The following is a 22,294-nucleotide window of genomic DNA, read 5'->3' as shown; positions in this document are numbered from 1 at the left end:
ACCGGTTCAGCCACATGATGAGTCGGGTGAAGCGCCTAACTGATGCGGCCGGCGAGCGCCGCCTTGACGGCCGGCGATGCGTGGAATGCACCCAGCACGACGACCGATGCAATCGTGGCCGCCGCCAGTTCCGGTGACACGTCAGCGGCGATGCTGGCGAGGCCGAGCACGTGAATGTCGAGCTGTTCGTGCGCGGCCTGGGCGGCTTCGAGGTCTTGTCGCGAGAAGTGCTGCAAGCCGAGCACCATCGCGCGTCGCGTCACCGTTTCGGTGACGACCTGCGCGTGCACCGCGAGCTGATTGCGGATCGCAGTGCGAATCAGGTCGGTGCGGTTCGAGTAAAAGCCTTCTTCGACCAGCAGGTCGATCTGGCCGAGGTCGATCGGACCCAGGTTGATGGTGATTTTCTCGGTCTCGCCGCCTTTGGGGCGGGAGCTGTCGACGAGGTTGAGTTTGGCCATTTGCACTCCTTTGAGCATCCGGATGCCATCCAATTAACATCCATTGGGATGGTTATACGCCGGTTGAGCGCGGGGAGTCAAAGGGAAAATTGGGGGTCGGAGGGCGGAGAAGTGGGGTAAGGACGAGTGTTCCGCTAGGCGCTAGCGCCACCGGCCGATGCGCGGCGTATCGAAGGACATCGCGTCGCCTTTTTTGGCCGGGAACGTCTCATTCCTTTTTATCGATATTCGTCAATCTCGATGGTGCCGCCCATTGCTTCCATCAGCGTCCTGATGTCGCCAGGCACGTCGGGCACGCGGTCTCCGCTCTCGTTGTACCAGTAGCAAAAGAAGCGCATATGCGCGTTGGTGCGCCTGAGTAGCTCGGGCAAGTCTGAGCGAGGAAGGGCCAGACGCTCGACCAGATACCTGAGATGAGGCTCCAGGAGATCGCTTCGGATATGCGGTTTGCTGTGTATGCCCCATACGCCGGTGCGGCGCGCCAACGCGCGGTTTTGCCCGGTAGGGTCGGGAATAGGATCGCCTTTAGAAACGGCCGTATCGGGCGGGATGTGGAAATAGTTCGTCCAGAATTCAGGTGGCTTCGCGTCTTGATAGATGGAAAATGAGACATGGGCCATTTGATGTTCGTATGTCATGTGCTTTCTCAGGGTGCCCCAACTGTGCATGTTGTCGATAATGCCGCCGTTAAAGGATACGTCGCCGTTGTCGTGCCAAATGACGTTGTCATCGCCCCGCAGCTTGTTGTAATCCTTCATCGCGTGAATCATGTCGCCGAAGGTCTTGCGGTCATAGCCGAGCATCTTGGCCGCGTAGTTCTCATTGTTCGTGCTGGCGGCCAGTTCCTCGGCGTCACCGCTCACCGCGTCCGGCGTGTACTCAAACGCCTGCGCATCGCCGAGCGGTGTGGCGTTTTCCGTCAGATCGTCGTCCACGGTGTCGGCCAGTGACGAAGCGGCGCCGTTCGCATAGCAGTCCGTCACCGCATTAACACGGTCCACCATGTCGTTATAGCTTTCGATGTAGGCCGTCGCAGCGTCGTAAGTCATGCCGTATTCGGTCATCAACGATTCGCGAAAGCTGCGCATTGTCGGCTGCGCCGGCGTAGCGGCCGCAGCGGCCACCTGAGCGAAATGGCTCGGTGACTAATACGACGCTTTCACCGCGAATCATGGACTGCAAGGCCTAGATGACTTCCAGATCCGTGCCGCTCTTTGACAGACGCTGGTGCCAGTGGAAGTGCGTCCCGCGAAACGAGCGGACGCGCTGCACGAGCGCGGTAGCGAATGCAGAGGGCGACGTTTTTGCGTATGTCACTGGCGCTGTATGGGGTCTTGTCTGCTAATGCACAGCTAATGCAAAGGCCCGCTCGGTTCGCAGCGACGGGCGGGGACGAAAAAGCCCACCCGCGCAGGTAGGTTTTTTCGTGGGTGAGCAAATCATTGCTTGAGTGAAACGGACTCGCACAAGACCGCTAACTCTGCTCCGCACGATGGTTCAAGAACAAACAGTACCCGTCGCCCGGCTCGGAAATCCCTGACGTACTCTTCGCCTTTGTCTTCGCCTATGGCTGCGCCCTTCGAATCATCTCGACTGTCGATCCACTGAACCCACGTCCGAGCCTCAGCCGATGTAAAGGCATATCTCGGCGAGATTAGAAGCCTCGACGCAACATTCTGTCCGGCGAAATCAATCACGCGTTGGCTTACCACGCCAGAAAACCTTAGCACCTCCATTTCGCCGCCAACCCGGCGAAAGCGAAGCTCAAGGGAGCGCGTCTCGGGATTGTGCTCGATGCCGGATAGCTCCGCATCGTGAAAGCTCGGGAAGTCTGCAACGTTTCGAATATCGGTGTATGTACCCGTATCCATATAAGCTCCTGTAAAGCTTACGGCAATAGAGAAAAGGGGAGTCCGGGGCCGCGCGCGCCATTATTCCAGTTGTGCGCGTGCGGAGCCCCCTGTCCGTGGTCGTGGTCAAAATCAAAATCGACAGCCGCCTTGCGATCGTCTCCATACAGGCGCATCTGGCCGCTTCCGCGGTTCGTGTACCACGTGCCCGGATCGCCTTCATTGGGAGTCTTGGCAAGGTCGAATACAGTACCTTCTGGCACATCGGCTGGCTGATAATCAAACGCCTGCGCATCGCCGAGCGGTGTAGCGTTTTCCGTCAGATCGTCGTCCACGGCGTCGGCCAGTGACGAAGCGGTGCCGTTCGGATAGCGGTCCGTCACCGCATTAACGCGGTCCACCATGTCGTTATAGCTTTCGATGTAGGCCGTCGCAGCGTCGTAAGTCATGCCGTATTCGGTCATCAACGATTCGCGAAAGCTGCGCATTGTCGGCTGCGCCGGCGTAGCGGCCGCAGCGGAGCCAGCTGAGCGAAATGGCTCGGTGACTAGTACGACGCTCTCACCGCGAATCATGGACTGCAAGGTCTGGATGACTTCCAGATCCGTGCCGCTTTTTAACAGACGCTGGTGCCAGTGGAAGTGCGTCGCGAGAAACGAGCGGACGCGCTGCACGAGCGCGGCATCCTTTGCCCATACATCGGCGTAGGCGCGCTGGGAGGACTTCTTGCCTTCCTCAACTGCCTGCTTCTGCTCTGTTGTGAGAAAGATGCGCCCACCTTCGTACGCGTCTTTGCTGGACATCATCCACCGCTGCGAAGCGTCTGTTTTTAGTTCAGTACTGCCCATCGCCGGGTCCTGTCGCTTATGACGGCGTAAACCTAGCAGATCGTTGGAAGGCTATGTTTTTGGGATAGTCGCAGAGACGAAAGAGCCGACCATCGCGGGTCGGCTGCCTCATGTCAGTCTGTCCTGGCTGTCCGTTCGTGCGGGGCCTGTACCCGATTCGCGTCAGTCAGCGATAGAGAAGTGTATCCCTCGGATCAGACGGCTACTCGCCCCAAGCGATTGCTGAGCTTCAGCGCCTGCTTCAGGGTTAGATCGACGATCGTGCGGACAAGCGGATCACAAAACGGATGAGTGACTAGGGCGGCTATGCTTGGAAGATGAAATGCGGATCAGCAACTCGCGACATTACTTGCCGCAGGGATTCCGGCAGATCGGCGCCCTGACGGGACGGTGCGCGTTTGGCGTCATCAGTTGGCTAGCATGGCGCTGCCGGAGGCTGAGCGCCTCCGCCCCAAACTGCGCCCGATCAGGAAGATCAATGCGGCGTCGGGCTCGGCGTAGCACGAGCCAAGGCGCGTTGGAGGATCGCATCCACGCCAGCGCGCACCGTTCCGCCAACACGGTCGACCGCATCTTTCATTACCTGCTCGCCGCGCGGCATCGCGTTCAGTAGCGTAGTGAATTGATCGCGTGTGAACTCCTCGCCAGGCGGCTCAAACTCGAACCCGCCATAGGGTCCAGTTCGCTCCATCACGAGGTACGCCCACGCGCCCGGCTTGGCGTCACCGAGGTAGGCGGCGTACATTTTTCGGTCGGGATGGGTTTGGAAGAAAGCCGTTGCTTCAGCCGTCACTCGTTCTATCAGTTTCGCGCGGCGCGCTTCGTCCATCGTTGTCACATGAGCCTCCGAAAAACCACATGCTACTACGCGGAAACCCAATACATACGCGGGGCATGGACGACAGCGACAACTTAGTAGTGCGCTCGATAGAGTCACTACGACCCGCAAACTTAATGCTGGATCGCCGGTCTTGCGGACAGCACTGTATTTAAACGGAGCCCGCGGATTCGATTCGCGCGGGCTCTTCTTTATGTCAAGACCCGGATGGGTAGCTAGCGAGTTTTCGTAGGTGAGAAAAACGCGGAAATCGTTGCCATTGAAGGATCAGTGTCCCTACATCGACCTCGCGAATCGTGCTCGACGGCAGAGGGTGGACAACATGACCCTCTTGTCTTTCCGTCCGTTCCATATCATGGCCGCGCTCAGTCAGGAAGCGGCGTGTCACATGGGTGGCCAATCCAAACGTGCTGGACAGAGAAGCAATGGGATGTCTGCGGCGACAACGCGCGGAGCGCCAATTGTGCGTATTACCGGCGACGTGACGCTGTCAGCCTCATGAGAGTTATACAGAGCCTCGCCACCCCAATGACGGAAGAAGCGGCCAATTCCATGTTCTCCAGCGAGCTTAGGAGCGAAGAAGCAAAACCACAATTTACCTGCTCTACTCGATTGGTCCGCCTGGTTGCGTGTTTTCAGGCGCTCGGCGACGTCTGGCGAGAGTAATCCGGCGGCCACCAGGGTATTGATCCTTTGACGGAGTATTTCGAGATTGGGCAGGTGCATGCCGTCGGCGAGGATCGATGCAACTTCTGTGTCAGTCAGGCGGGTGCAGTGCCAACCCCGAATCGAATAGTTCGTTAAAGTTTCGCCGACGTCGATTATTGCTCTATCGAAGGCCGACGCCGGATATTGGTGAATACCGCTTTCCCAGTCCAGGAGGACATCGTGGTTACCCAAAATAGGCGCGATTGCGATCAATGGGGATGAGCGCGGATTGTCCCCGCGACGGCCGGGATCGAACCGAGCGGGAAAGAAGACGGCGCATGCGGATCGCTTCGGCAGACCTGTCCGGTATCGATGACAGTGCTACGGACAATCGCCTCGCGATGCCCAAATCTCAGCAAAAGTCGCACCGATAGCAATCAGCGAGAAAAGGGCGGCCGCGAGAATGCAGAAAGCCCAACGGGCCACCCGTGGCCGATCGGGTTCTCGCTCATGGGCAGTCATGCCGCGTGCGGTTTCGGCCGCGCGGCGGCGCACCGCTGGTCGATGCTGGTACGCACGAGCGGGTTGCCTAGCAACTGGTGAGCGTCCAGCACGCCATAGCGGGCACGAATCGCTTTTTCGACAGCCCGCCAGTCGGCATACTTGCCGCTGTCGGCAAGGCTGTATGCCGCACGCCGGACGGCCTCGCGTCGTCCCGCTCCCAACACATCCCGGCTCATGATGGCCTGCCTTTGAGGTAAGGGTGTCGCTTACATCATAGGTCGCAAGGCGAAGCGTGCTTGCACGCTATCAATTGCTATCAATCGCGAGCCCGTCGGCCTAATGGTGTCGAGGTGACCCGTCAGACGCCGCAGGCAGGTTAGGGCGTATCTGGGCCTGGGTAGCGCAAGTGCCCTAGCGGTATTCGTCAATCTCGATGGTGCCGCCCATGGCTTCCATCATTGCGCGGATGTCATCAGGCACATCAGGCACGCGGTCGCCGGTCTCATTCATCCAGTAACACCAGAACCGGGCCTTTACGCCCTCGCGCTCCAGTGTTTCACGAAGGCCGGGCCGCGTGAGGTTAAGTCGTTCGGCCAGAAAGCGTAGATGCGGCTCGAGCAAATCACTGTGAACGAAGCTTTTGCTCGCAAAGCCCCACAGACCCACACGGCCAGGCACGCGGTTGACTCTGCCCGACGGCGTGGTGAACGCTTCGCCTTTCGCAATCGCTGTGTCAGGCGTGGCCCCGAAGTACTCGGTCCAGAAGGCAGGGACTACAGAGTCTCCCATCACGTGAAAGGTAGCGTATGCAAGTTGATGGTCTGTCATTGGCGGTCCTGTCAGTTGGCCCAATCGTGAAAGTTGGCGATGAAGTTTCCTTTGAAATAGACGGCGCCGTTGTCGTGCCAGATAACGTTATCCGCTGGCCCCAAGCCGTTGTCCGGCTTGAAGTTATGCATGATATCGCCAGAATTTTTTCTGGTCGTAACCAAGCATTTTCGCCGCGAACTTCGGATTGTTTGTACTGGCCGCCAGCTCCTCAACATCTCCGCTTACCGCGTCCGGTGTGTACTCGAACGGCTGCGCATCGCCGAGCGGTGTAGCGCTTTGCGTCAAATCGTCCACGGTATCAGCCAACGACGAAGCGGCGCCGTTTGCATAGCGGGTAGTAACCGCATTGACGCGGTCCACCATGTCGTTATAGCGGTCGATGTAGGCCGTCGCAGCGTCGTAAGTCATGCCGTATTCGGTCATCAACGATTCGCGAAAGCTGGGCATTTTCGGCTGTGCCGGGGTAGCGGCCGCAATGGAGCCTCCTGAGTGGGATTGCTCGGCGACTAACACGACGCTCTCGCCGCGAATCATGGACTGCAAGGTCTGGATGACTTCCAGGTCCGGGCCGACCTTCGCCAGCCGCTGGTGCCAGTGGAAGTGCGCCCCGAGAAATGAGCGGGCGCGCTGCACTAGCGCGGCATCCTTTGCCCATACATCGGCGTATGCGCGTTGGGAGAACTTCTTGCCTTCTTCGACCGCCTGTTTCTGCTCGGCAGTAAGAAAGATGCGCCCGCTCCCGTAGGCATCCTTGCTGTACATCATCCACCGCTGCGAAGCGTCTGTTTTCAGTTCAGTGCCGCCCATTGCCTGGTCCTGTATCTTGTGACGGCGTAAACCTAGCAGATCGGGAAGGGTAGTTGTTTACGAGTCTAGGAAGATCACGCGATGATCGGTCAAGGCAATCAGCCATGTGCTGTTGTCCATAACCCCTGACGCAAAAGCTAGAACCTGCTCGCCATCCATGAGAATTTCAGGGAGGTGATTCAGCTCCTGTTTCGTGAAGAACTGGTCGTCACCGATCTCGCGAGCGATGCGGTTGTACTCTACTTTCAGATCCTGCTTGCTGGCATTCTTAAAATCAAACATCGTGTGGGCCTGCTCCTTTTTATCGGTATTCGTCAATCTCGATGGTGCCGCCCATGGCTTCCATCATCGCCCGAATGTCGTCAGGCACATCGGGCACGCGGTCGCCGGTCTCGTTCATCCAGTAGCACCAGATCGACATCGCCACTCCATCCCGGCAAACGAGGTCGCGAATGCCCCCGCGCGGCAATGCGAGCGTCTTTATCAGGTATCGAAGGTGTGGCTCAAGATGGTCGCTTCGCACTGCGCGCTCGCTTTCAAACGCCCATGAGCCACGGTTCGCAGGATGGTCACTGAGCTTGCCAGATGGGTAAAGGAACGGCTTTCCCATCGTTCTACTCCGGCTCGGCGTCACGCCGAAATAGTCGGTCCAAAAATCCGGCGATACGGCGTCTCCATTGATGATGAACGTCGCGTGAGCAAGCGGTGAAGTATTTGAGGAATTAGGGTGCATAGTTGTGGATGTTGTCATCAAGCAGTTGCCCGTTGAATTCGACGCCTCCGTCATCGTGAAAAATCACGTTATCCGATGGGCGCAGACCGTTCTCCGGCTTGAAAATGTGCAGCATTTTGCTGAACGTGTTCTGGTCGTAACCAAGCATCTTCGCGGCGAACTTCGGGCTGTTCGTCGAGGCTGCCAGTTCCTCAACATCTCCGCTTACCGCGTCCGGTATGTACTCGAACGGCTGCGCATCGCCGAGCGGTGTAGCGCTTTGCGTCAAATCGTCCACGGTATCAGCCAACGACGAAGCGGCGCCGTTTGCATAGCGGGTAGTAACCGCATTGACGCGGTCCACCATGTCGTTATAGCGGTCGATGTAGGCCGTCGCAGCGTCGTAAGTCATGCCGTATTCGGTCATCAACGATTCGCGAAAGCTGGGCATTTTCGGCTGTGCCGGGGTAGCGGCCGCAATGGAGCCTCCTGAGTGGGATTGCTCGGCGACTAACACGACGCTCTCGCCGCGAATCATGGACTGCAAGGTCTGGATGACTTCCAGGTCCGGGCCGACCTTCGCCAGCCGCTGGTGCCAGTGGAAGTGCGCCCCGAGAAATGAGCGGACGCGCTGCACGAGCGCGGCATCCTTTGCCCATACATCCGCGTATGCACGTTGGGAGAACTTTTTGCCTTCTTCGACCGCCTGTTTCTGCTCGGTAGTAAGAAAGATTCGCCCACTCCCGTAGGCATCCTTGCTGTACATCATCCACCGCTGCGAAGCGTCTGTTTTCAGTTCAGTGCCGCCCATTACCCCGTCCTGTATCTTGTGACGGCGTAAACCTAGCAGATCGAGAAGGGTAGTTGTTTACGAGATAGATCGGCTATGCTCAGTAGCTCGAAATAAAAGAAAAAAGCCGACCATTGCGGGTCGGCTTTGTCTTATCGGTCTTTCCTGGCTGATGGCGTGTGCACGGTATTTCCGGCCCCGTGCGGCGGACTTCTCTTGACGGAGAGAGCGGCCCTAGAACGGCTGCGGACACAAATATACAGTCTTGGCGACGGTAGTTGTTTACGAGATACGTCGAGTATGCCCAGTGTCACTTCTAGCCACCCATCAGAGGCGCGCTTCCATCGTACGGCGATCAACGGCAATTAACTTGATTTTCCATGATTCGCCCGCCAGTAAAGGCTTTCGGCGATTTCACATAAACGTAAATAAACGTCAATTAAGCTACATCAGCACGATATCGTACTGCTCCTGACTCAAATTCGACTCCACCTGCAACGACACCGGCTTCCCAATGAAATCGATCAGCATCGCCAGATGCTGCGACTCCTCTTCGAGAAACAGATCGATCACCTGCTGCGACGCCACCACGCGAAACTCGCGCGGATTGAACTGCCGCGACTCGCGCAGAATCTCGCGCAGCACGTCATAGCACACCGTGCGCGGCGTCTTGACTTGCCCCTTGCCCTGGCAAACCGGACACGGCTCGCACAAAACATGCGCCAACGACTCGCGCGTGCGCTTGCGTGTCATCTCCACCAGCCCGAGTTGCGAGAAGCCATTTACCGTCACGCGCGTGCGATCGCGCGACAACGCCTTCTTCAACTCACCCAGCACCTGGTCGCGATGCTCGGCGTTTTCCATATCGATGAAATCGATGATGATCACGCCGCCCAGATTACGCAGCCGCAATTGCCGCGCGATCGTGTGCGCGGCTTCGAGGTTGGTCTTGAAGATCGTATCGTCGAAATTGCGTGCGCCGACATAACCACCCGTGTTCACGTCGATAGTGGTCATCGCTTCGGTCTGGTCGATCACGAGATAGCCGCCCGACTTCAGATCGACGCGGCGCGACAGCGCGCGCTGAATCTCGGCTTCGATGTTGTACAGATCGAAGAGCGGCCGCTCGCCGGTGTAGTGATGCAGCTTCGACGATACCGCCGGCGTGAACTCCGCCGCGAAGTCGGCGAGCATCTGATGCGTCTCGCGCGAGTCGACCTGAATGCGCGAGGTCTCGTCATTGACGAAATCGCGCAGCACGCGTTGCGCGAGATTCAGGTCCTGGTAGAGCAGGCTCGTCGGCGGCATGCGCTGACCTTGCGAAATGATCGTCGCCCACGTCTTGCGCAGATATGCGACGTCGCCGGCCAGTTCTTCGCTCGTCGCATCCTCGGCGATCGTGCGCACGATGTAGCCGCCTTTTTCATCGGCGGGCAGCACGGCGGTCAGACGCGCGCGCACCGCTTCGCGTTCGGCTTCGCTCTCGATCTTCTGCGAGATGCCGATGTGCGGCTCCTGCGGCAGATACACGAGCGTGCGCCCGGCAATGCTCACTTGCGTCGAAAGCCGCGCGCCCTTGGTGCCGATCGGATCCTTCACGACCTGCACCATCAGCGTTTGTCCTTCGAAGACGATCTTCTCAATCGGCTGATGCGGCGTCTGATGTTGCGGCTCGCCGGCAATGCGCGGATGCCAGATATCGGCTACATGAAGGAACGCGGCGCGTTCGAGACCGATGTCGATGAAGGCGGATTGCATGCCCGGCAACACGCGGACGACCTTGCCGAGATAGACATTGCCGACGCGTCCGCGCGACAGCGTTCGTTCGACGTGAAGTTCCTGGACTGCGCCTTGCTGGACGAGCGCGACGCGCGTTTCCTGCGGCGTGACATTGATCAGGATTTCTTCATTCATGGTGTTATTTTAGAAGTCGATGCGCGCTGCACGCAGGAGGGCAGCGGTTTCAAAAAGCGGCAAACCCATGATACCTGAATAGGACCCGTCGATATGCTCGATAAACTCCGCGGCGCGTCCCTGCACGCCATACGCGCCCGCCTTGCCGAGCGGCTCGCCGCTCGCCGCATAACGACGGATCGCGTCGGCGTGCAGCGCAGCAAAGCGCACCTTCGACACCGATAGCGCGGCGGGCAGCAACGCGCCCTCGGCATCGATCACGGCGACGGCCGTCAGCACTTCGTGCGCGCGGCCCGCGAGACGCGTGAGCATCGCGACGGCGTCGTCGGCGTCGACGGGCTTGCCGAGAATCGCGTCGTCGATCGTGACGGTCGTATCGGCCACCAGGATCGGCCGCGCCGTGTGGCCGCCGGCCACGAGGCGCTCGCGCGCGGCGTGCGCTTTCGCGATGCACACGCGCTGCACGTAGTCGTGCGCGGATTCGCCAGGCAACTCGGCTTCGAGCGCTTCGGCATCTTCGTCGGGACGCGGCAGCAGCAGTTCGAAACGCACGCCGAGCTGTTGCAGCAATTCCTGGCGGCGTGGGCTTTGCGAAGCGAGGTAGACGAACGGATGCGGCGAGGCGGCGGGCGTGGGCATGAACGGTCTCGATGAAGCGGATTGCAGGGAATGTGCGATGAGCGCGAGGCAAGCGCGCGTCGAGCGGTCGGGTCACGTGATTGCGTCGATCAGTTGCGTCGATCGATTCGTCGATCGCGCATCACGGCAACAGGCCACTCGCGACACGAGGCGATGCCAGGACCGCCGACGCGTCGACCGAGGCGGGTAACAAAGCGGACCACAAGCCCGCAATCGCAAGGCCAAAGCCTCGCGGCCGCTCAGCCGGCTCGCGCGCTCACACGCGGTGATAGGGGTGATTCTGCGTGATGGTCCACGCGCGGTAAAGCTGTTCGGCGAGCAGCACGCGCACCATCGCGTGCGGCAAGGTCAGGCTCGACACGCGCAACAGCATATCGGCGCGCGCCTTCAGATCGGGATCGAGCCCGTCAGCGCCTCCGATCAGAAAGGCCACGTCGCGGCCGTCCTGCTGCCAGGTGGGCAGCGCGTTGGCCAGTTGCATGGTGGTCCAGTCCTTGCCGCGTTCGTCGAGCGCAACGATGCGCGCGTTCTTCGGCAACGCGGCTTCGATCTTCTGCCGCTCGGCGGCCATCACGCTTTCCGCCGACCGTCCCGACGACCGCTGCTCGGGCTTGATCTCGCGCAGTTCGATGCGCAGCTCGGGCGGCATGCGCTTCGCGTATTCGTCGAAGCCGGTGGCGATCCAGTCCGGCATCTTGTGGCCGACGGCGAGGATGTGCAGTTTCATCAACGAGGCAATGAACGAGGTCTACAACTTGCCAGCCAGCAAAGCCGGCTTACTTGCGACGCGCAGCGGTCTTGCGCGCGGGCTTCTTCGCCGCGGCCGCTTCGCCGTCTTCGTCTTCTTCCTCGTCGGGCTCGCTCGAACGCGCGCCGCCGAACGGATCGGGCGTCGACAGCTTCAGGCGCACCGGCTTCTCACCCCAGATTTCCTCGAGGTTGTAGTACTGGCGCAGCGCCGGTTGCAGGATGTGGACGATCGCGTCGCCGCAATCGACCAGCACCCATTCGCCGATGTCCTCGCCTTCGGTGCTGATGATCTCGCCGCCGGCTTCCTTCACGCTTTCGCGCACGCTCGAGGCGAGCGCCTTGGTTTGCCGGTTCGAGGTGCCGCTCGCGACGATCACGCGATCGAACAGCGCGGTCAGGTGGCTGGTGTTGAACACCTTGATGTCTTGCGCCTTGACGTCTTCGAGAGCGTCGACGATCACGCGTTGCAGTTTGCGAATATCCATGGGGTTACCGGTGGTACAGATGATGTTGAAGAATATAGTCCCACACCGCGGTGGGGACATGGCTCGCGGCCTCGTCCTGCTGTTCGCCGCCCGTCAGGGCAAGCCGCTGGCTCACCTGTTCGCGCAAATGCGCGCGAATGTCGGTGGCCGAAACGTTGAACGCAAGCGTCGTATCGATCAGCAAGTGGCCGCAGGGCGTGGCTTGCAGAACGTCGGCGCGGGCACGGCGCGCGTCGATTTCCAGAGCGACCGCCGGCGGAATCGACGCGAGGTCGAAACCGGGCCGGGTGGCCGCGCAAATGTGTGCGAAGTCGAACAGGCGCCGCCAGTCGCGCCATGTGTCGAGATGCACGAGTTGATCCGCGCCGATCAGAAGCGCAATCGATGCGTCCTTACCTTCGCGTTCACGCCAGCGCTGCAGCGTGTCGATCGTATAAGTCGGGCCGTCGTGATCGATCTCGTCGGTCGCGACGCGCACCGTCACGCCCGGCAGCGCGAGCGTGCCGGCCGCTGCGCGTGTCATCGCGAGCCGGTGCACGGCCGGCGATACGCCCGCTTTCTGCCACGGCTGGCCGGCCGGCAGCAGCACCAGTTCGGTCAGTTGCAGCACGTCGGCGAAACGCCGCGCGAGCGCCAGGTGACCGTCGTGGATCGGATCGAAGGTGCCGCCCAGCAGACCGATCCGGCGAGGCAGCGCGACAGGATGAGCGTTCGGCTTCAGGTGAAGGTCCTCGATCGTAGCTGCGTGATGGCCGCGCGCAGCACGCGTCACACCCACTCGCGCGGCACGAGAAAATCGCTGTAAAGACGCGCTTCCGGCGTACCCGGTTCGGGATGCCAGTTGTAGCGCCAGTTCACCACAGGCGGCATCGACATCAGGATCGATTCTGTGCGTCCGCCGCTCTGCAGTCCAAACAGTGTGCCACGGTCGAAGACCAGATTGAACTCGACGTAGCGGCCGCGCCGGTACGCCTGGAATTCGCGCTCCGCTTCGCCGTACGGAATGTTGCGGCGCTTTTCGATGATCGGCAGGTACGCTTTGAGAAACGCGTCGCCGACGCTCCTCATCATCGCGAACGACTGATCGAAGCCCGGCGCCGAGAAATCGTCGAAGAAAATCCCGCCGATGCCGCGCGCTTCGTTGCGGTGCTTCAGGAAGAAATACTCGTCGCACCAGCGCTTGAAGCTCGGGTAGAGGTCCGCGCCATAAGGCTGCAGCGCATCGCGACAGGTGCGATGAAAATGCCGCGCGTCTTCCTCGTAGCCGTAATACGGCGTCAGGTCCATGCCGCCGCCGAACCAGAATACCGGCTCCTCGCCGGCCTTGGTCGCGATCAGGAGACGCACATTCATATGCACGGTCGGGCAGTGCGGATTGTGCGGGTGCAGCACGAGCGATACGCCCATCGCTTCGAAGCCCCGTCCGGCCAGTTGCGGACGCGCCGCGCTCGCTGAACTGGGCAATGCGTCGCCCGCGACGTCCGAGAAACCGATGCCGGCCCGCTCGAAGAACTTGCCGCCTTCGAGAATCCGCGTGTACCCGCCGCCGCGCAGCTTCTCGCCCGGCGCGCGCTGCCACGCGTCGGTTGCGAACGGCGTGCCGTCGAACGCGCCGAGCGTGTCCGCGATGTGCGTTTGCAGGCCTTGCAGCCAACTGCGCACGGCCTGTGTGTCGTAGCTCGAATCAGTCATGAATGCAGATGCTGGGGCGGCACGCTCGTCGTACCGCGGGTTCTTCGTGAAACGACGGCCGGGCCTGCGTCAAGGGATACCTGCGAAGGCGCGGCCGTACGGTGTTTCGCGTTGGGGCGACGGGCTCCTGCCCGGACCGGCCCACCGACTGCCGGGGGCGCGGCAACTTGCAGTGTCGCGCCCGCAGTGTAGCGCCGTCGGCGCTGCGCGCGGGCGAGCGGGGTGGTGGTTACTGCTTGCCCTCGGTGCGGGCGTCGTGCTTGCGGTTCAGCGCACGGTAGCCGATGTCGCGGCGATATTGCATGCCGTCGAACGAGATCTGGTTGATCGTTTCGTATGCGACCGATTGCGCGCTGCGCACCGAATCCGCCAGACCGACCACACACAGTACGCGGCCGCCCGACGTGGTCAGCTTGCCGTCGGCGAGCGTGGTGCCCGCGTGGAAAGTGACCGAATCCGCGGTTTCAGCGGGGATGTCGTTGATGCGGTCGCCCTTCCTCGGCGTGTCCGGATAGTTGTGCGCGGCGATCACCACGCCGAGCGCGGTGCGGCGATCCCATTCCAGTTCGACCGTATCCAGCGTGCCGGCGATTGCCTGCTCGACCACCTTCGAATAGTCGCCCTTCAGACGCGCCATGATCGGCTGCGTTTCGGGGTCGCCCATGCGGCAGTTGAATTCGAGCGTCTTCGGGTTGCCTTGCGCGTCGATCATCAGACCGGCGTACAGGAAGCCGGTGTAGCGGATGCCTTCCTTCTCCATGCCGCGCACCGTCGGCAGGATGATTTCGCGCATCACGCGGGCATGCAGTTGCGGCGTGACGATCGGCGCGGGCGAGTACGCGCCCATGCCGCCGGTGTTCGGGCCCTGGTCGCCGTCGAGCAGACGCTTGTGGTCCTGGCTCGACGCGAGCGGCAGCACGTGCTTGCCGTCGACCATCACGATGAAGCTGGCTTCCTCGCCCGCGAGGAATTCCTCGATCACGACGCGCGCGCCAGCATCGCCGAGCTTGTTGTCCGACAGCATCATGTCGACTGCGGCGTGCGCTTCTTCCAGCGTCTGCGCAACCACCACGCCCTTGCCGGCGGCGAGGCCGTCGGCCTTGATAACGATCGGCGCACCCTTCGCGTCCAGATATGCGTGCGCGGCGGCAACGTCGGCGAAGGTTTCGTATTCGGCGGTCGGGATCGCGTGACGCTTCATGAACGCCTTCGCGAAGTCCTTCGAGCTTTCGAGCTGGGCGGCCTCTTTGGTCGGCCCGAAAATCTTCAGACCGCGCGAGCGGAACAGGTTGACGATGCCTGCCGCGAGCGGCGCTTCCGGCCCGACCAGCGTGAAGGCGATCTGTTCCTGTTCGACGAAATCGGCGAGCGCGGCCGGCTCGGTGATGTCGATGTTGCGCAGACGCTCGTCCTGCGCGGTGCCGCCGTTGCCCGGCGCCACGTAGACGAGCTGAACCCGCGGCGATTGCGCGAGCTTCCATGCGAGTGCATGTTCGCGACCGCCGGAACCGACGACGAGTAACTTCATGTGAATCCCCGAGACTTAAAAACCATAAACGGCTGAAGCGATAAGCTCAGCCGTGCAATAAACAGCGAATAACAGCGAGATTCGCGCCTGGTCCGCGGGCGCCAGCGAAGCTGGCGGGGCGGGGCGAGGGCGAACCCGAGTAGCGATGGCGTGGCAGCGGCGCAACCGCGCCAACCTGTTCAAACGCCCGCTCAGCGACAACGCGAGGGCCAGCCGGCAGCGCGGCGCGGTTCACTGGGAACCCGCGCGCCGCATGCTGCCGGAGCACGCTCATTCGTCGGCGATCGCGGCGTTTGTATAGACTTCCTGCACGTCGTCCAGATTTTCCAGCGCGTCGAGCAACTTCTGCATTTTCACCGCGTCGTCGCCCGTGAATTCGACTTCCGTTTGCGGCTTCATCGTCACCTCGGCCACTTCGGCCTTGAAACCTGCGGCTTCGAGCGCGGTCTTCACCTTCGGAAAATCGTTCGGCGGGCACAGCACTTCGATACTGCCGTCTTCGTTCGTGACGACGTCGTCGGCGCCGGCTTCGAGCGCGGCTTCCATCAGCTTGTCTTCCGGCGTGCCGGGCGCGAACAGGAACTGGCCGACGTGATCGAACATGAACGACACCGAGCCGTCCGTGCCCATGTTGCCGCCGTTCTTCGAGAACGCGTGACGCACTTCCGCGACCGTGCGCGTGCGGTTGTCGGTCATCGTGTCGACGATCACCGCCGCGCCGCCGATGCCGTAGCCTTCGTAGCGGATTTCTTCGTAGCTCGCGCCGTCCACGCCGCCCACGCCGCGCTGGATCGCGCGGTTGACGTTGTCTTTCGGCATGTTGGCGTCGTACGCCTTTTCGACGGCGAGCCGCAGACGCGGGTTCGAGTCGATGTCGCCGCCGCCCATGCGCGCCGCGACCTGAATTTCCTTGATGAGCCGCGTCCAGACCTTGCCGCGCTTGGCATCGGCCGCTGCTTTCTTATGCTTGATGTTGGCCCATTTCGAATGACCCGCCATACCTTTCTCCGTCGCGCGCGCCAGCGGGGCGCACGCATAGTGCAATTGTCGTTGCGATGTCGGGCGCTGGCGTGCGCCTCGATGTCAAACTGTCGATGTCAAACCGGCGGGGGTGAGACTGCCCGGGAAACAGCCTTCCGGACTGGCCGCCCGCAGTGAACCGCTCTCAGCCTGGCCGCCCATGTCGGACCGTCTTCAGCCTGCTCGCGTCTCGCCGGACCCGGCTAGCGGGACCGAAGGTCGGCGGCGCGGTTGCGGCGGGGGCGGCTGGCGTGCGGCAAACCCGGCGCCGTCCTTGCAAGCCCCGGCTCGAGACGCGAGGCGCCGGAGGCGAAGGTGCAGGCGGTGACGCAGGTCGAGCCGTTTTTCGAGCGGATTCGAATTTTATCACGGCGGAGGGGGGCGGCAGAGGGTGACGTAGGCGGAAACCACGCGGAAACTGAAGGGGCGCGGGCCGCCGGCGGCATTCTCCGCCCGCCGCTCGCGCCTTTTTCGACCTGCGGGCGACCCGCCCTCAGTTCTTCGTGCCGAACAACCGGTCGCCGGCGTCGCCGAGACCCGGCACGATGTACGCGTGCTCGTTCAGGTGCGAATCGAGCGACGCCACGTACAGCTTGACGTCCGGATGCGCGTCCTGGAACACCTGCACGCCCTCGGGCGCGGCGACCAGCGCGAGGAACATGATGTTCTCGGCGGCGACGTTGCGGCGCTTGAGCACGTCGACCGCGTGCACCGCCGAGTAGCCGGTCGCGACCATCGGATCGCACAGGATGAACACGCGGTCCTCCAGATCGGGCAGGCGCACCAGGTATTCGACCGGGCGATGATCGTCCGCCCGGTACACGCCGATGTGACCCACCCGGGCCGACGGCACCAGCTCCAGCAGGCCGTCCGACATGCCGATGCCGGCGCGTAGCACCGGCACGATCGCGAGCTTCTTGCCGGCGATCACCGGCGCGTCGATGTCGACGAGCGGCGTGGTGATGCGGCGCGTGGTCATCGGCAGGTTGCGGGTGATCTCGTAGCCCATCAGCAGCGTGATTTCGCGCAGCAACTCGCGAAAGGTGCGCGTCGAGGTGTCCCGGTCGCGCATATGGGACAGCTTGTGCTGGATCAGCGGGTGATCGAGGATGAAAAGATTCGGAAAACGGCTGTCCTGGGTCATGGCGGGGGCGCGAGCGGCGCAAGAGGGATCAATCGGGATCGGTTCGACGCGCCCCCAGCGCCGCAAAGCGGCTGGCAGGCGAACGCGCCACGGCGCAAGTTTACCGAAAGAGTGCCGCCCGAAGATACCGGAGATTGATATCGGCGGCTGCAGCGCGCGGCACAGTCCGGCACCGATTCTTCTAGAATCGGGGGAAACTTCGCCACGCCGGGCGCGCCGACGCGCCTCGGTCAACGTCAGCACCACTTCACGAGGATGCACACATGGACATGGGAATCGCAGGACGCACCGCGCTGGTTTGCGCGGCCAGCAAGGGTTTGGGGCGCGGTTGCGCGGAAGCGCTGGCCGCCGAGGGCGTCAATCTGACGATCGTCGCGCGGACCGCCGAGACGCTGGAGGCGACCGCGGCCGAGATCCGCAAGCAGAGCGGCGTCGAAGTGAAAACGGTGGCGTGCGACATCACCACGCCCGAAGGCCGCGCCGCCGCGCTCGCCGCCTGCCCGCAGCCGGATATCCTGGTGAACAACGCGGGCGGGCCGCCGCCGGGCGACTTCCGCAACTTCACGCACGAGGACTGGATTCGCGCGCTGGAGAGCAACATGCTCACGCCGATCGAGCTGATGCGCGCGACCATCGACTCGATGAGCGCACGCGGCTATGGGCGCATCGTCAATATCACGAGTTCGGCGGTGAAGGCGCCGATCGACGTGCTGGGTCTGTCGAACGGCGCGCGCTCGGGGCTCACGGGTTTCGTCGCGGGACTCGCGCGCAAGGTCGCGCCGACCGGCGTGACGATCAACAACCTGCTGCCGGGCCTGTTCGATACCGACCGCATCGCGGTCACGTTCGAGGCGCAGGCGAAGGCGCAAAACATTTCCATCGACAACGCGCGCCAGCAGCGCATGAAGACGATTCCCGCCGGCCGCTTCGGCAACCGCGACGAGTTCGGCCGCGCGTGCGCGTTCCTGTGCAGCGTGCACGCGGGATACATCACCGGGCAGAACTGGCTGATCGACGGCGGCGCGTACCCCGGCACGTTCTGAAGCCGAAGCGCGTGCAGCGCGCGCAGGCCGGAGCGCCGGTTCCGGCTTGCCACGCGCAAGCTCGGGCGCGGTATCACCACGCATCACCACAACAACGACAATCACAACAACGGCTTCAGGAGTCTTACGTCATGACCACCCGCATTGCGCTGATCGCGCACGATCACAAGAAGGACGACATCGTCAAACTGGCCGGCGAATACGTCGACACGCTCAAGCGCTGCGACATCGTCGCGACTGGCACGACCGGCGGGCGCATCGCCGACGCGCATGGCCTGACGGTCGAGCGGATGCTGTCCGGACCGCATGGCGGCGACTTGCAGATCGGCGCGCAACTCGCGGAAGGGCGGGTCGACATGGTGATCTTCCTGCGCGACCCGATGACGCCGCAGCCGCACGAACCCGACATCAACGCGCTGGTGCGCGCGTGCGACGTGCACAACATTCCGTGCGCGACCAACATCTCGACCGCGCGCATGGTGCTCGACGTGCTGACGTTGCGCCTCACGCAGCAGGTCTGACGGCGCGGAGTTGCACTCGCTCGCTCGCTCGCGGTAATGCGCGCAACACGCTAAACGGCAACCGAATAAATCCCGAACAACCCCGCATCAAGGAGACGTGATGGTCAAAGCAATCCGATTCGATAAAACCGGCGGCCCGGAAGTGATGAAATGGGTCGACGTCGAAGTAGGCGAACCCGGGCAGGGCGAGATTCGCATCCGGCAGACGGCGGTCGGGCTGAACTATATCGACGTGTATTTCCGCACGGGTCTGTATCCGCTGCCGTTGCCCGGTGGCCTCGGCATGGAGGCGGCCGGCGAGGTGAGTGCGGTCGGCCCCGGCGTCACGGGGCTCAAAACGGGCGACCGCGTCGCCTACGTCGCGCGTCCGCCCGGCGCTTATACGCAGGAGCGCGTGCTGCCGGCCTCGCAGGTCGTCAAGGTGCCCGACGCGTTGAGCGACGAGCAGGCCGCCTCCGCGATGCTGCAAGGTCTGACCGCGCAATATCTGCTGCGCCGCACGTATCCGGTGAAGGCCGGCGACACGATCCTGATCCAGGCCGCGGCGGGCGGCGTCGGTCTGCTCGCGTGCCAGTGGGCGAAGGCGCTCGGCGCGACGGTGATCGGCACGGTCGGCTCAGACGAAAAAGCGGAGATCGCGAAAACGCACGGCTGCGATCATGCAATCGTCTACACGCGCGAGAACTTCACGAAGCGCGTGCGCGAGATCACCAACGGAGCCGGCGTGCCGGTGGTGTACGACTCGATCGGCAAGGACACGTTTACCGGCTCGCTCGATTGCCTCGCGCCGCTCGGCATGTTCGTGAGCTTCGGCAATGCATCGGGGCCGCTGCCGCCGCTCGATTCGTCGGAATTCGCCGGACGCGGCTCGCTGTTCTTCACGCGCCCGACGCTCTTTACCTATATCGCGAAGCGCGCCGATTACGAGGCGATGTCGGCGGAACTGTTCGACGTGCTCGCGTCCGGCAAGGTCAAGACGAGCATCAATCAGCGTTACGCGCTGGCGGACGTCGGTCAGGCGCACGCGGATCTCGAAGGGCGACGCACCACGGGTTCGACGGTGCTGCTGCCGTAACAGACCGGTAGCGTCACGCGGAGAAAACACGCAAGGCCGCGCCAACGAAAGATGGCGCGGCCTTGTCCGTTTACACGATCTTTATACGCACGCGCCCAGCTTTGACCAGGCCTTTACGCGCTTCGGCATACCGTTGCACCTATCCAAAGTCCGTGAGTGGAGAACAAAAATGGATGTGCTGTATGTCGGGGGGCTGGTGCTATTTGCCGCGCTGACCTTTGCGTTGATCGGCGGCTGCGAGAAGTTGATGCAGTTCCGTCGCGGCCAGGGAGCGCGGTCATGAACTGGATCCTCTGGTTGTCCGGCGCGGCGACCGCGCTGCTGTTTATCTATCTGGTCTATGCGCTGTTGCGCGCGGAGGACATTGAATGAACTCGAACAATGTCCTGCAGGCGGGCCTGTTTATCGTCGTGCTACTGGCCGCCGCCGTGCCGGTGTCCCGCTATCTGGGCGCGGTGATGGACGGCAGCTCGCGCGTGGTCCGCTGGGGCGGCCCGCTCGAACGTTTGCTGTATCGCATTGCGGGCGTCGATCCGTCGACGGAAATGAGCTGGAAGCACTACGCGATCGCCACGGTCGCGCTCAACGTGCTCGGCGTGGCGTTCCTTTACGTGCTGTTGCGCGTGCAAGGCTGGCTGCCGGGCAACCCGCAGCAGTTCGGTCCAATGACGGTCGACGGCGCGTTCAATACGGCGGTCAGCTTCGTGACCAACACGAACTGGCAGGACTACTCGCCCGAGCAAACCGTCGGCTATCTGACGCAGATGCTCGGCCTGACCGTGCAGAACTTCCTGTCGGCCGCGACCGGCATCGTCGTGGTGGTCGCGTTGATGCGCGGCTTCGCGCGCCACACCGCGCAAACCATCGGCAACTTCTGGGTCGACATCACGCGGGTCACGCTGTACGTGTTGCTGCCGATGTCGATGCTTGTCGCCGCGTTGCTGATGAGCCAGGGCGTGATCCAGAACTTCAAGGCCTATCAGGACGTGCCGACGCTGCAAACCACCAGCTACGCCGCGCCGAAACTCGACGCGCAGGGCAATCCGGTGAAGGACGCGAAGGGCAATGCGGTCACGGTCGATACGCCGGTGAAGACGCAAACCATCGCGATGGGTCCGGTGGCGTCGCAGGAAGCGATCAAGATGCTCGGCACCAACGGTGGCGGCTTCTTCAACGGCAACTCGGCGCATCCGTATGAGAACCCGACGCCGTTCTCGAACTTCGTGCAGATCTTCTCGATCCTGATCATCCCGGCGGCGCTCGCGCTGGTGTTCGGACGCATGATCGGCGACCGCAGACAGGGCGTGGCCGTGCTGGCCGCCATGACGATCGGCTTCGGCGTTTGCGTATTCGGCGAGATGGGCGCGGAGCAAAGCGGCAATCCGGCGCTCACCGCGTTGCACGTCGATCAGTCGGCGAATGCGTTGCAGTCGGGCGGCAATGCGGAAGGCAAGGAGACGCGCTTCGGCATCGCGCAGTCGGGCATCTTCACGGTCGCGACCACCGCGGCTTCGTGCGGCGCGGTCACCAATACGCACGACTCGCTGACGCCGATCGGCGGCCTCTATCCGATGCTGCTGATGCAGCTCGGCGAAGTGATCTTCGGCGGGGTCGGCTCCGGCATGTACGGGATGCTCGTGTTCGCCATGCTGGCCGTGTTCGTCGCGGGCCTGATGATCGGCCGCACGCCCGAATACGTCGGCAAGAAGATCGAAGCGTACGAAATGAAGATGGTGTCGATCGTCGTGCTGCTCACGCCGCTGCTGGTGCTGGTCGGCACGTCGATCGCCGTGTTGAGCGACGCGGGCAAGGCGGGCATCTTCAACCCCGGCGCGCACGGTTTCTCCGAAATCCTCTACGCGTTCAGCTCGGCGGCCAACAACAACGGCAGCGCGTTCGCCGGCCTCTCCGTGAACACGCCGTTCTACAACTGGCTCACCGCGATCGCGATGTGGTTCGGCCGCTTCGGCACGATCGTCCCGGTACTCGCGATCGCCGGCTCGCTCGCCGCGAAGAAGCGCATAGGCGTGACCGGCGGCACGCTGCCGACGCACGGCCCGCTGTTCGTCGTGCTGCTGCTCGGCACGGTGCTGCTGGTCGGCGCGCTGACTTACGTGCCCGCGCTCGCGCTCGGCCCAGGTGTCGAGCATCTGATGATGCTGGGCGCTCATTGACGCGCCACGCGAAGCAACGA

Annotated in this window: 27 protein-coding genes; 6 read left to right on the top strand and 21 right to left on the bottom strand. The window is 62.4% G+C overall.

All coding sequences use genetic code 11. From position 1 onward, the window contains the following. Positions 1-35: 35 nt before the first annotated feature. The 21 genes from BGI01S_RS19050 to upp all read right to left on the bottom strand — a co-directional run bounded on the left by BGI01S_RS19050 (position 36) and on the right by upp (position 17,461). On the bottom strand, positions 36-461 hold the full coding sequence (locus BGI01S_RS19050; RefSeq protein ID WP_042327546.1) for a CopG family transcriptional regulator: 426 nt from the start codon (positions 459-461) through the stop codon (positions 36-38). 218 nt (positions 462-679) lie between these two features. After that, positions 680-1,099, bottom strand: coding sequence for a DUF4279 domain-containing protein (locus BGI01S_RS31415; protein WP_042327745.1), 420 nt, complete (start codon positions 1,097-1,099; stop codon positions 680-682). Between the two features lie 801 nt (positions 1,100-1,900). Beyond that, positions 1,901-2,332 carry a hypothetical protein gene (locus BGI01S_RS19040; RefSeq protein WP_042327545.1) on the bottom strand — a complete coding sequence of 144 codons (432 nt, stop codon included), beginning with the start codon at positions 2,330-2,332 and terminating at the stop codon, positions 1,901-1,903. A 17-nt stretch (positions 2,333-2,349) separates the two neighbouring features. Beyond that, positions 2,350-3,159: a hypothetical protein gene (locus BGI01S_RS30770; RefSeq protein ID WP_052400497.1), complete on the bottom strand. Its 810-nt coding sequence runs from the start codon at positions 3,157-3,159 to the stop codon at positions 2,350-2,352. A 475-nt stretch (positions 3,160-3,634) separates the two neighbouring features. Beyond that, positions 3,635-3,997 (bottom strand): hypothetical protein, encoded by a 363-nt coding sequence (locus BGI01S_RS19030; RefSeq protein WP_157004230.1) that lies wholly within the window; start codon positions 3,995-3,997, stop codon positions 3,635-3,637. Between the two features lie 384 nt (positions 3,998-4,381). After that, positions 4,382-4,918 (bottom strand): hypothetical protein, encoded by a 537-nt coding sequence (locus BGI01S_RS30295; RefSeq protein ID WP_157004229.1) that lies wholly within the window; start codon positions 4,916-4,918, stop codon positions 4,382-4,384. 245 nt (positions 4,919-5,163) lie between these two features. Next, a complete protein-coding gene (locus BGI01S_RS19025; protein WP_042327543.1) occupies positions 5,164-5,385 on the bottom strand; it encodes a hypothetical protein in 222 nt (73 codons plus the stop codon). A 175-nt stretch (positions 5,386-5,560) separates the two neighbouring features. Further along, positions 5,561-5,977 (bottom strand): DUF4279 domain-containing protein, encoded by a 417-nt coding sequence (locus BGI01S_RS19020; RefSeq protein WP_042327542.1) that lies wholly within the window; start codon positions 5,975-5,977, stop codon positions 5,561-5,563. Between the two features lie 123 nt (positions 5,978-6,100). Further along, complete coding sequence (locus BGI01S_RS29705; RefSeq protein WP_232624363.1) at positions 6,101-6,787, bottom strand: hypothetical protein; 687 nt, start codon at positions 6,785-6,787, stop codon at positions 6,101-6,103. A gap of 57 nt (positions 6,788-6,844) precedes the next feature. Beyond that, a complete protein-coding gene (locus tag BGI01S_RS19010; protein WP_157004228.1) occupies positions 6,845-7,069 on the bottom strand; it encodes a PH domain-containing protein in 225 nt (74 codons plus the stop codon). 19 nt (positions 7,070-7,088) lie between these two features. Then, positions 7,089-7,520 carry a DUF4279 domain-containing protein gene (locus BGI01S_RS19005; RefSeq protein WP_042327541.1) on the bottom strand — a complete coding sequence of 144 codons (432 nt, stop codon included), beginning with the start codon at positions 7,518-7,520 and terminating at the stop codon, positions 7,089-7,091. After that, the gene (locus BGI01S_RS29700; protein WP_084585422.1) at positions 7,510-8,310 is read right to left on the bottom strand and encodes a hypothetical protein; all 801 of its coding nucleotides are present in this window, start codon (positions 8,308-8,310) and stop codon (positions 7,510-7,512) included. Before BGI01S_RS29700 ends, BGI01S_RS19005 begins: the two co-directional genes overlap by 11 nt. 423 nt (positions 8,311-8,733) lie before the next feature. Then, the gene (rng, locus tag BGI01S_RS18995; RefSeq protein ID WP_042327540.1) at positions 8,734-10,203 is read right to left on the bottom strand and encodes a ribonuclease G; all 1,470 of its coding nucleotides are present in this window, start codon (positions 10,201-10,203) and stop codon (positions 8,734-8,736) included. Between the two features lie 9 nt (positions 10,204-10,212). Further along, positions 10,213-10,842, bottom strand: a complete 630-nt coding sequence (locus BGI01S_RS18990; RefSeq protein ID WP_042327539.1) for a Maf family protein — start codon at positions 10,840-10,842, stop codon at positions 10,213-10,215. Between the two features lie 256 nt (positions 10,843-11,098). After that, a complete protein-coding gene (gene rlmH / locus BGI01S_RS18985; RefSeq protein ID WP_042327538.1) occupies positions 11,099-11,569 on the bottom strand; it encodes a 23S rRNA (pseudouridine(1915)-N(3))-methyltransferase RlmH in 471 nt (156 codons plus the stop codon). A gap of 49 nt (positions 11,570-11,618) precedes the next feature. After that, complete coding sequence (rsfS, locus tag BGI01S_RS18980; protein ID WP_042327537.1) at positions 11,619-12,077, bottom strand: ribosome silencing factor; 459 nt, start codon at positions 12,075-12,077, stop codon at positions 11,619-11,621. A gap of 4 nt (positions 12,078-12,081) precedes the next feature. Next, positions 12,082-12,849 (bottom strand): nicotinate-nucleotide adenylyltransferase, encoded by a 768-nt coding sequence (locus BGI01S_RS18975; protein ID WP_042327536.1) that lies wholly within the window; start codon positions 12,847-12,849, stop codon positions 12,082-12,084. Beyond that, positions 12,846-13,769 carry an oxygen-dependent coproporphyrinogen oxidase gene (gene hemF, locus BGI01S_RS18970; protein ID WP_042327535.1) on the bottom strand — a complete coding sequence of 308 codons (924 nt, stop codon included), beginning with the start codon at positions 13,767-13,769 and terminating at the stop codon, positions 12,846-12,848. The genes BGI01S_RS18975 and hemF overlap by 4 nt, the downstream gene beginning before the upstream one ends. A 229-nt stretch (positions 13,770-13,998) precedes the next feature. Continuing rightward, positions 13,999-15,297 (bottom strand): phosphoribosylamine--glycine ligase, encoded by a 1,299-nt coding sequence (gene purD / locus BGI01S_RS18965; protein WP_042327534.1) that lies wholly within the window; start codon positions 15,295-15,297, stop codon positions 13,999-14,001. Between the two features lie 270 nt (positions 15,298-15,567). After that, positions 15,568-16,296 carry a YebC/PmpR family DNA-binding transcriptional regulator gene (locus BGI01S_RS18960; RefSeq protein WP_042327533.1) on the bottom strand — a complete coding sequence of 243 codons (729 nt, stop codon included), beginning with the start codon at positions 16,294-16,296 and terminating at the stop codon, positions 15,568-15,570. 514 nt (positions 16,297-16,810) lie between these two features. Beyond that, complete coding sequence (upp, locus tag BGI01S_RS18955) at positions 16,811-17,461, bottom strand: uracil phosphoribosyltransferase (protein WP_042327532.1); 651 nt, start codon at positions 17,459-17,461, stop codon at positions 16,811-16,813. Positions 17,462-17,724: 263 nt separating this feature from the next. On the opposite strand from upp, the gene BGI01S_RS18950 reads away from it, so the two are divergent. From BGI01S_RS18950 to kdpA, 6 genes are all read left to right on the top strand, one after another. After that, a complete protein-coding gene (locus BGI01S_RS18950; protein ID WP_042327531.1) occupies positions 17,725-18,504 on the top strand; it encodes an SDR family oxidoreductase in 780 nt (259 codons plus the stop codon). Positions 18,505-18,635: 131 nt separating this feature from the next. Then, positions 18,636-19,025, top strand: coding sequence for a methylglyoxal synthase (locus BGI01S_RS18945; RefSeq protein ID WP_042327530.1), 390 nt, complete (start codon positions 18,636-18,638; stop codon positions 19,023-19,025). A 100-nt stretch (positions 19,026-19,125) separates the two neighbouring features. Beyond that, positions 19,126-20,100 carry a quinone oxidoreductase family protein gene (locus BGI01S_RS18940; RefSeq protein WP_042327529.1) on the top strand — a complete coding sequence of 325 codons (975 nt, stop codon included), beginning with the start codon at positions 19,126-19,128 and terminating at the stop codon, positions 20,098-20,100. Positions 20,101-20,269: 169 nt separating this feature from the next. After that, complete coding sequence (locus BGI01S_RS18935; protein ID WP_042327528.1) at positions 20,270-20,383, top strand: hypothetical protein; 114 nt, start codon at positions 20,270-20,272, stop codon at positions 20,381-20,383. Beyond that, positions 20,380-20,472, top strand: coding sequence for a K(+)-transporting ATPase subunit F (kdpF, locus tag BGI01S_RS18930; RefSeq protein WP_042327527.1), 93 nt, complete (start codon positions 20,380-20,382; stop codon positions 20,470-20,472). The genes BGI01S_RS18935 and kdpF overlap by 4 nt, the downstream gene beginning before the upstream one ends. Next, the gene (gene kdpA, locus BGI01S_RS18925; protein WP_042327526.1) at positions 20,469-22,274 is read left to right on the top strand and encodes a potassium-transporting ATPase subunit KdpA; all 1,806 of its coding nucleotides are present in this window, start codon (positions 20,469-20,471) and stop codon (positions 22,272-22,274) included. The genes kdpF and kdpA overlap by 4 nt, the downstream gene beginning before the upstream one ends. Positions 22,275-22,294: the final 20 nt, after the last annotated feature.

Source organism: Paraburkholderia ginsengisoli NBRC 100965, assembly GCF_000739735.1.
GTDB lineage: Bacteria > Pseudomonadota > Gammaproteobacteria > Burkholderiales > Burkholderiaceae > Paraburkholderia > Paraburkholderia ginsengisoli.
Note: the sequence above shows the minus strand (reverse complement) of the source record. Positions and strands in the feature narration are given on the sequence as shown.

Bases quoted from the DNA above. Each gene is read 5' to 3' on its own strand.
- BGI01S_RS19050 (WP_042327546.1), bottom strand. From the start codon at position 461: ATGGCCAAACTCAACCTCGTCGACAGCTCCCGCCCCAAAGGCGGCGAG.
- purD (WP_042327534.1), bottom strand. From the start codon at position 15,297: ATGAAGTTACTCGTCGTCGGTTCCGGCGGTCGCGAACATGCACTCGCA.
- rlmH (WP_042327538.1), bottom strand. From the start codon at position 11,569: ATGAAACTGCACATCCTCGCCGTCGGCCACAAGATGCCGGACTGGATC.
- BGI01S_RS29705 (WP_232624363.1), bottom strand. From the start codon at position 6,787: ATGGGCGGCACTGAACTGAAAACAGACGCTTCGCAGCGGTGGATGATG.
- upp (WP_042327532.1), bottom strand. From the start codon at position 17,461: ATGACCCAGGACAGCCGTTTTCCGAATCTTTTCATCCTCGATCACCCG.
- BGI01S_RS31415 (WP_042327745.1), bottom strand. From the start codon at position 1,099: ATGACATACGAACATCAAATGGCCCATGTCTCATTTTCCATCTATCAA.
- BGI01S_RS18940 (WP_042327529.1), top strand. From the start codon at position 19,126: ATGGTCAAAGCAATCCGATTCGATAAAACCGGCGGCCCGGAAGTGATG.
- BGI01S_RS18950 (WP_042327531.1), top strand. From the start codon at position 17,725: ATGGACATGGGAATCGCAGGACGCACCGCGCTGGTTTGCGCGGCCAGC.
- BGI01S_RS29700 (WP_084585422.1), bottom strand. From the start codon at position 8,310: ATGGGCGGCACTGAACTGAAAACAGACGCTTCGCAGCGGTGGATGATG.
- rsfS (WP_042327537.1), bottom strand. From the start codon at position 12,077: ATGGATATTCGCAAACTGCAACGCGTGATCGTCGACGCTCTCGAAGAC.
- BGI01S_RS19040 (WP_042327545.1), bottom strand. From the start codon at position 2,332: ATGGATACGGGTACATACACCGATATTCGAAACGTTGCAGACTTCCCG.
- BGI01S_RS19025 (WP_042327543.1), bottom strand. From the start codon at position 5,385: ATGAGCCGGGATGTGTTGGGAGCGGGACGACGCGAGGCCGTCCGGCGT.
- BGI01S_RS18945 (WP_042327530.1), top strand. From the start codon at position 18,636: ATGACCACCCGCATTGCGCTGATCGCGCACGATCACAAGAAGGACGAC.
- hemF (WP_042327535.1), bottom strand. From the start codon at position 13,769: ATGACTGATTCGAGCTACGACACACAGGCCGTGCGCAGTTGGCTGCAA.
- BGI01S_RS30770 (WP_052400497.1), bottom strand. From the start codon at position 3,159: ATGGGCAGTACTGAACTAAAAACAGACGCTTCGCAGCGGTGGATGATG.
- BGI01S_RS18935 (WP_042327528.1), top strand. From the start codon at position 20,270: ATGGATGTGCTGTATGTCGGGGGGCTGGTGCTATTTGCCGCGCTGACC.
- BGI01S_RS18960 (WP_042327533.1), bottom strand. From the start codon at position 16,296: ATGGCGGGTCATTCGAAATGGGCCAACATCAAGCATAAGAAAGCAGCG.
- rng (WP_042327540.1), bottom strand. From the start codon at position 10,203: ATGAATGAAGAAATCCTGATCAATGTCACGCCGCAGGAAACGCGCGTC.
- BGI01S_RS19020 (WP_042327542.1), bottom strand. From the start codon at position 5,977: ATGACAGACCATCAACTTGCATACGCTACCTTTCACGTGATGGGAGAC.
- BGI01S_RS19010 (WP_157004228.1), bottom strand. From the start codon at position 7,069: ATGTTTGATTTTAAGAATGCCAGCAAGCAGGATCTGAAAGTAGAGTAC.
- kdpF (WP_042327527.1), top strand. From the start codon at position 20,380: ATGAACTGGATCCTCTGGTTGTCCGGCGCGGCGACCGCGCTGCTGTTT.
- BGI01S_RS18990 (WP_042327539.1), bottom strand. From the start codon at position 10,842: ATGCCCACGCCCGCCGCCTCGCCGCATCCGTTCGTCTACCTCGCTTCG.
- BGI01S_RS19005 (WP_042327541.1), bottom strand. From the start codon at position 7,520: ATGCACCCTAATTCCTCAAATACTTCACCGCTTGCTCACGCGACGTTC.
- kdpA (WP_042327526.1), top strand. From the start codon at position 20,469: ATGAACTCGAACAATGTCCTGCAGGCGGGCCTGTTTATCGTCGTGCTA.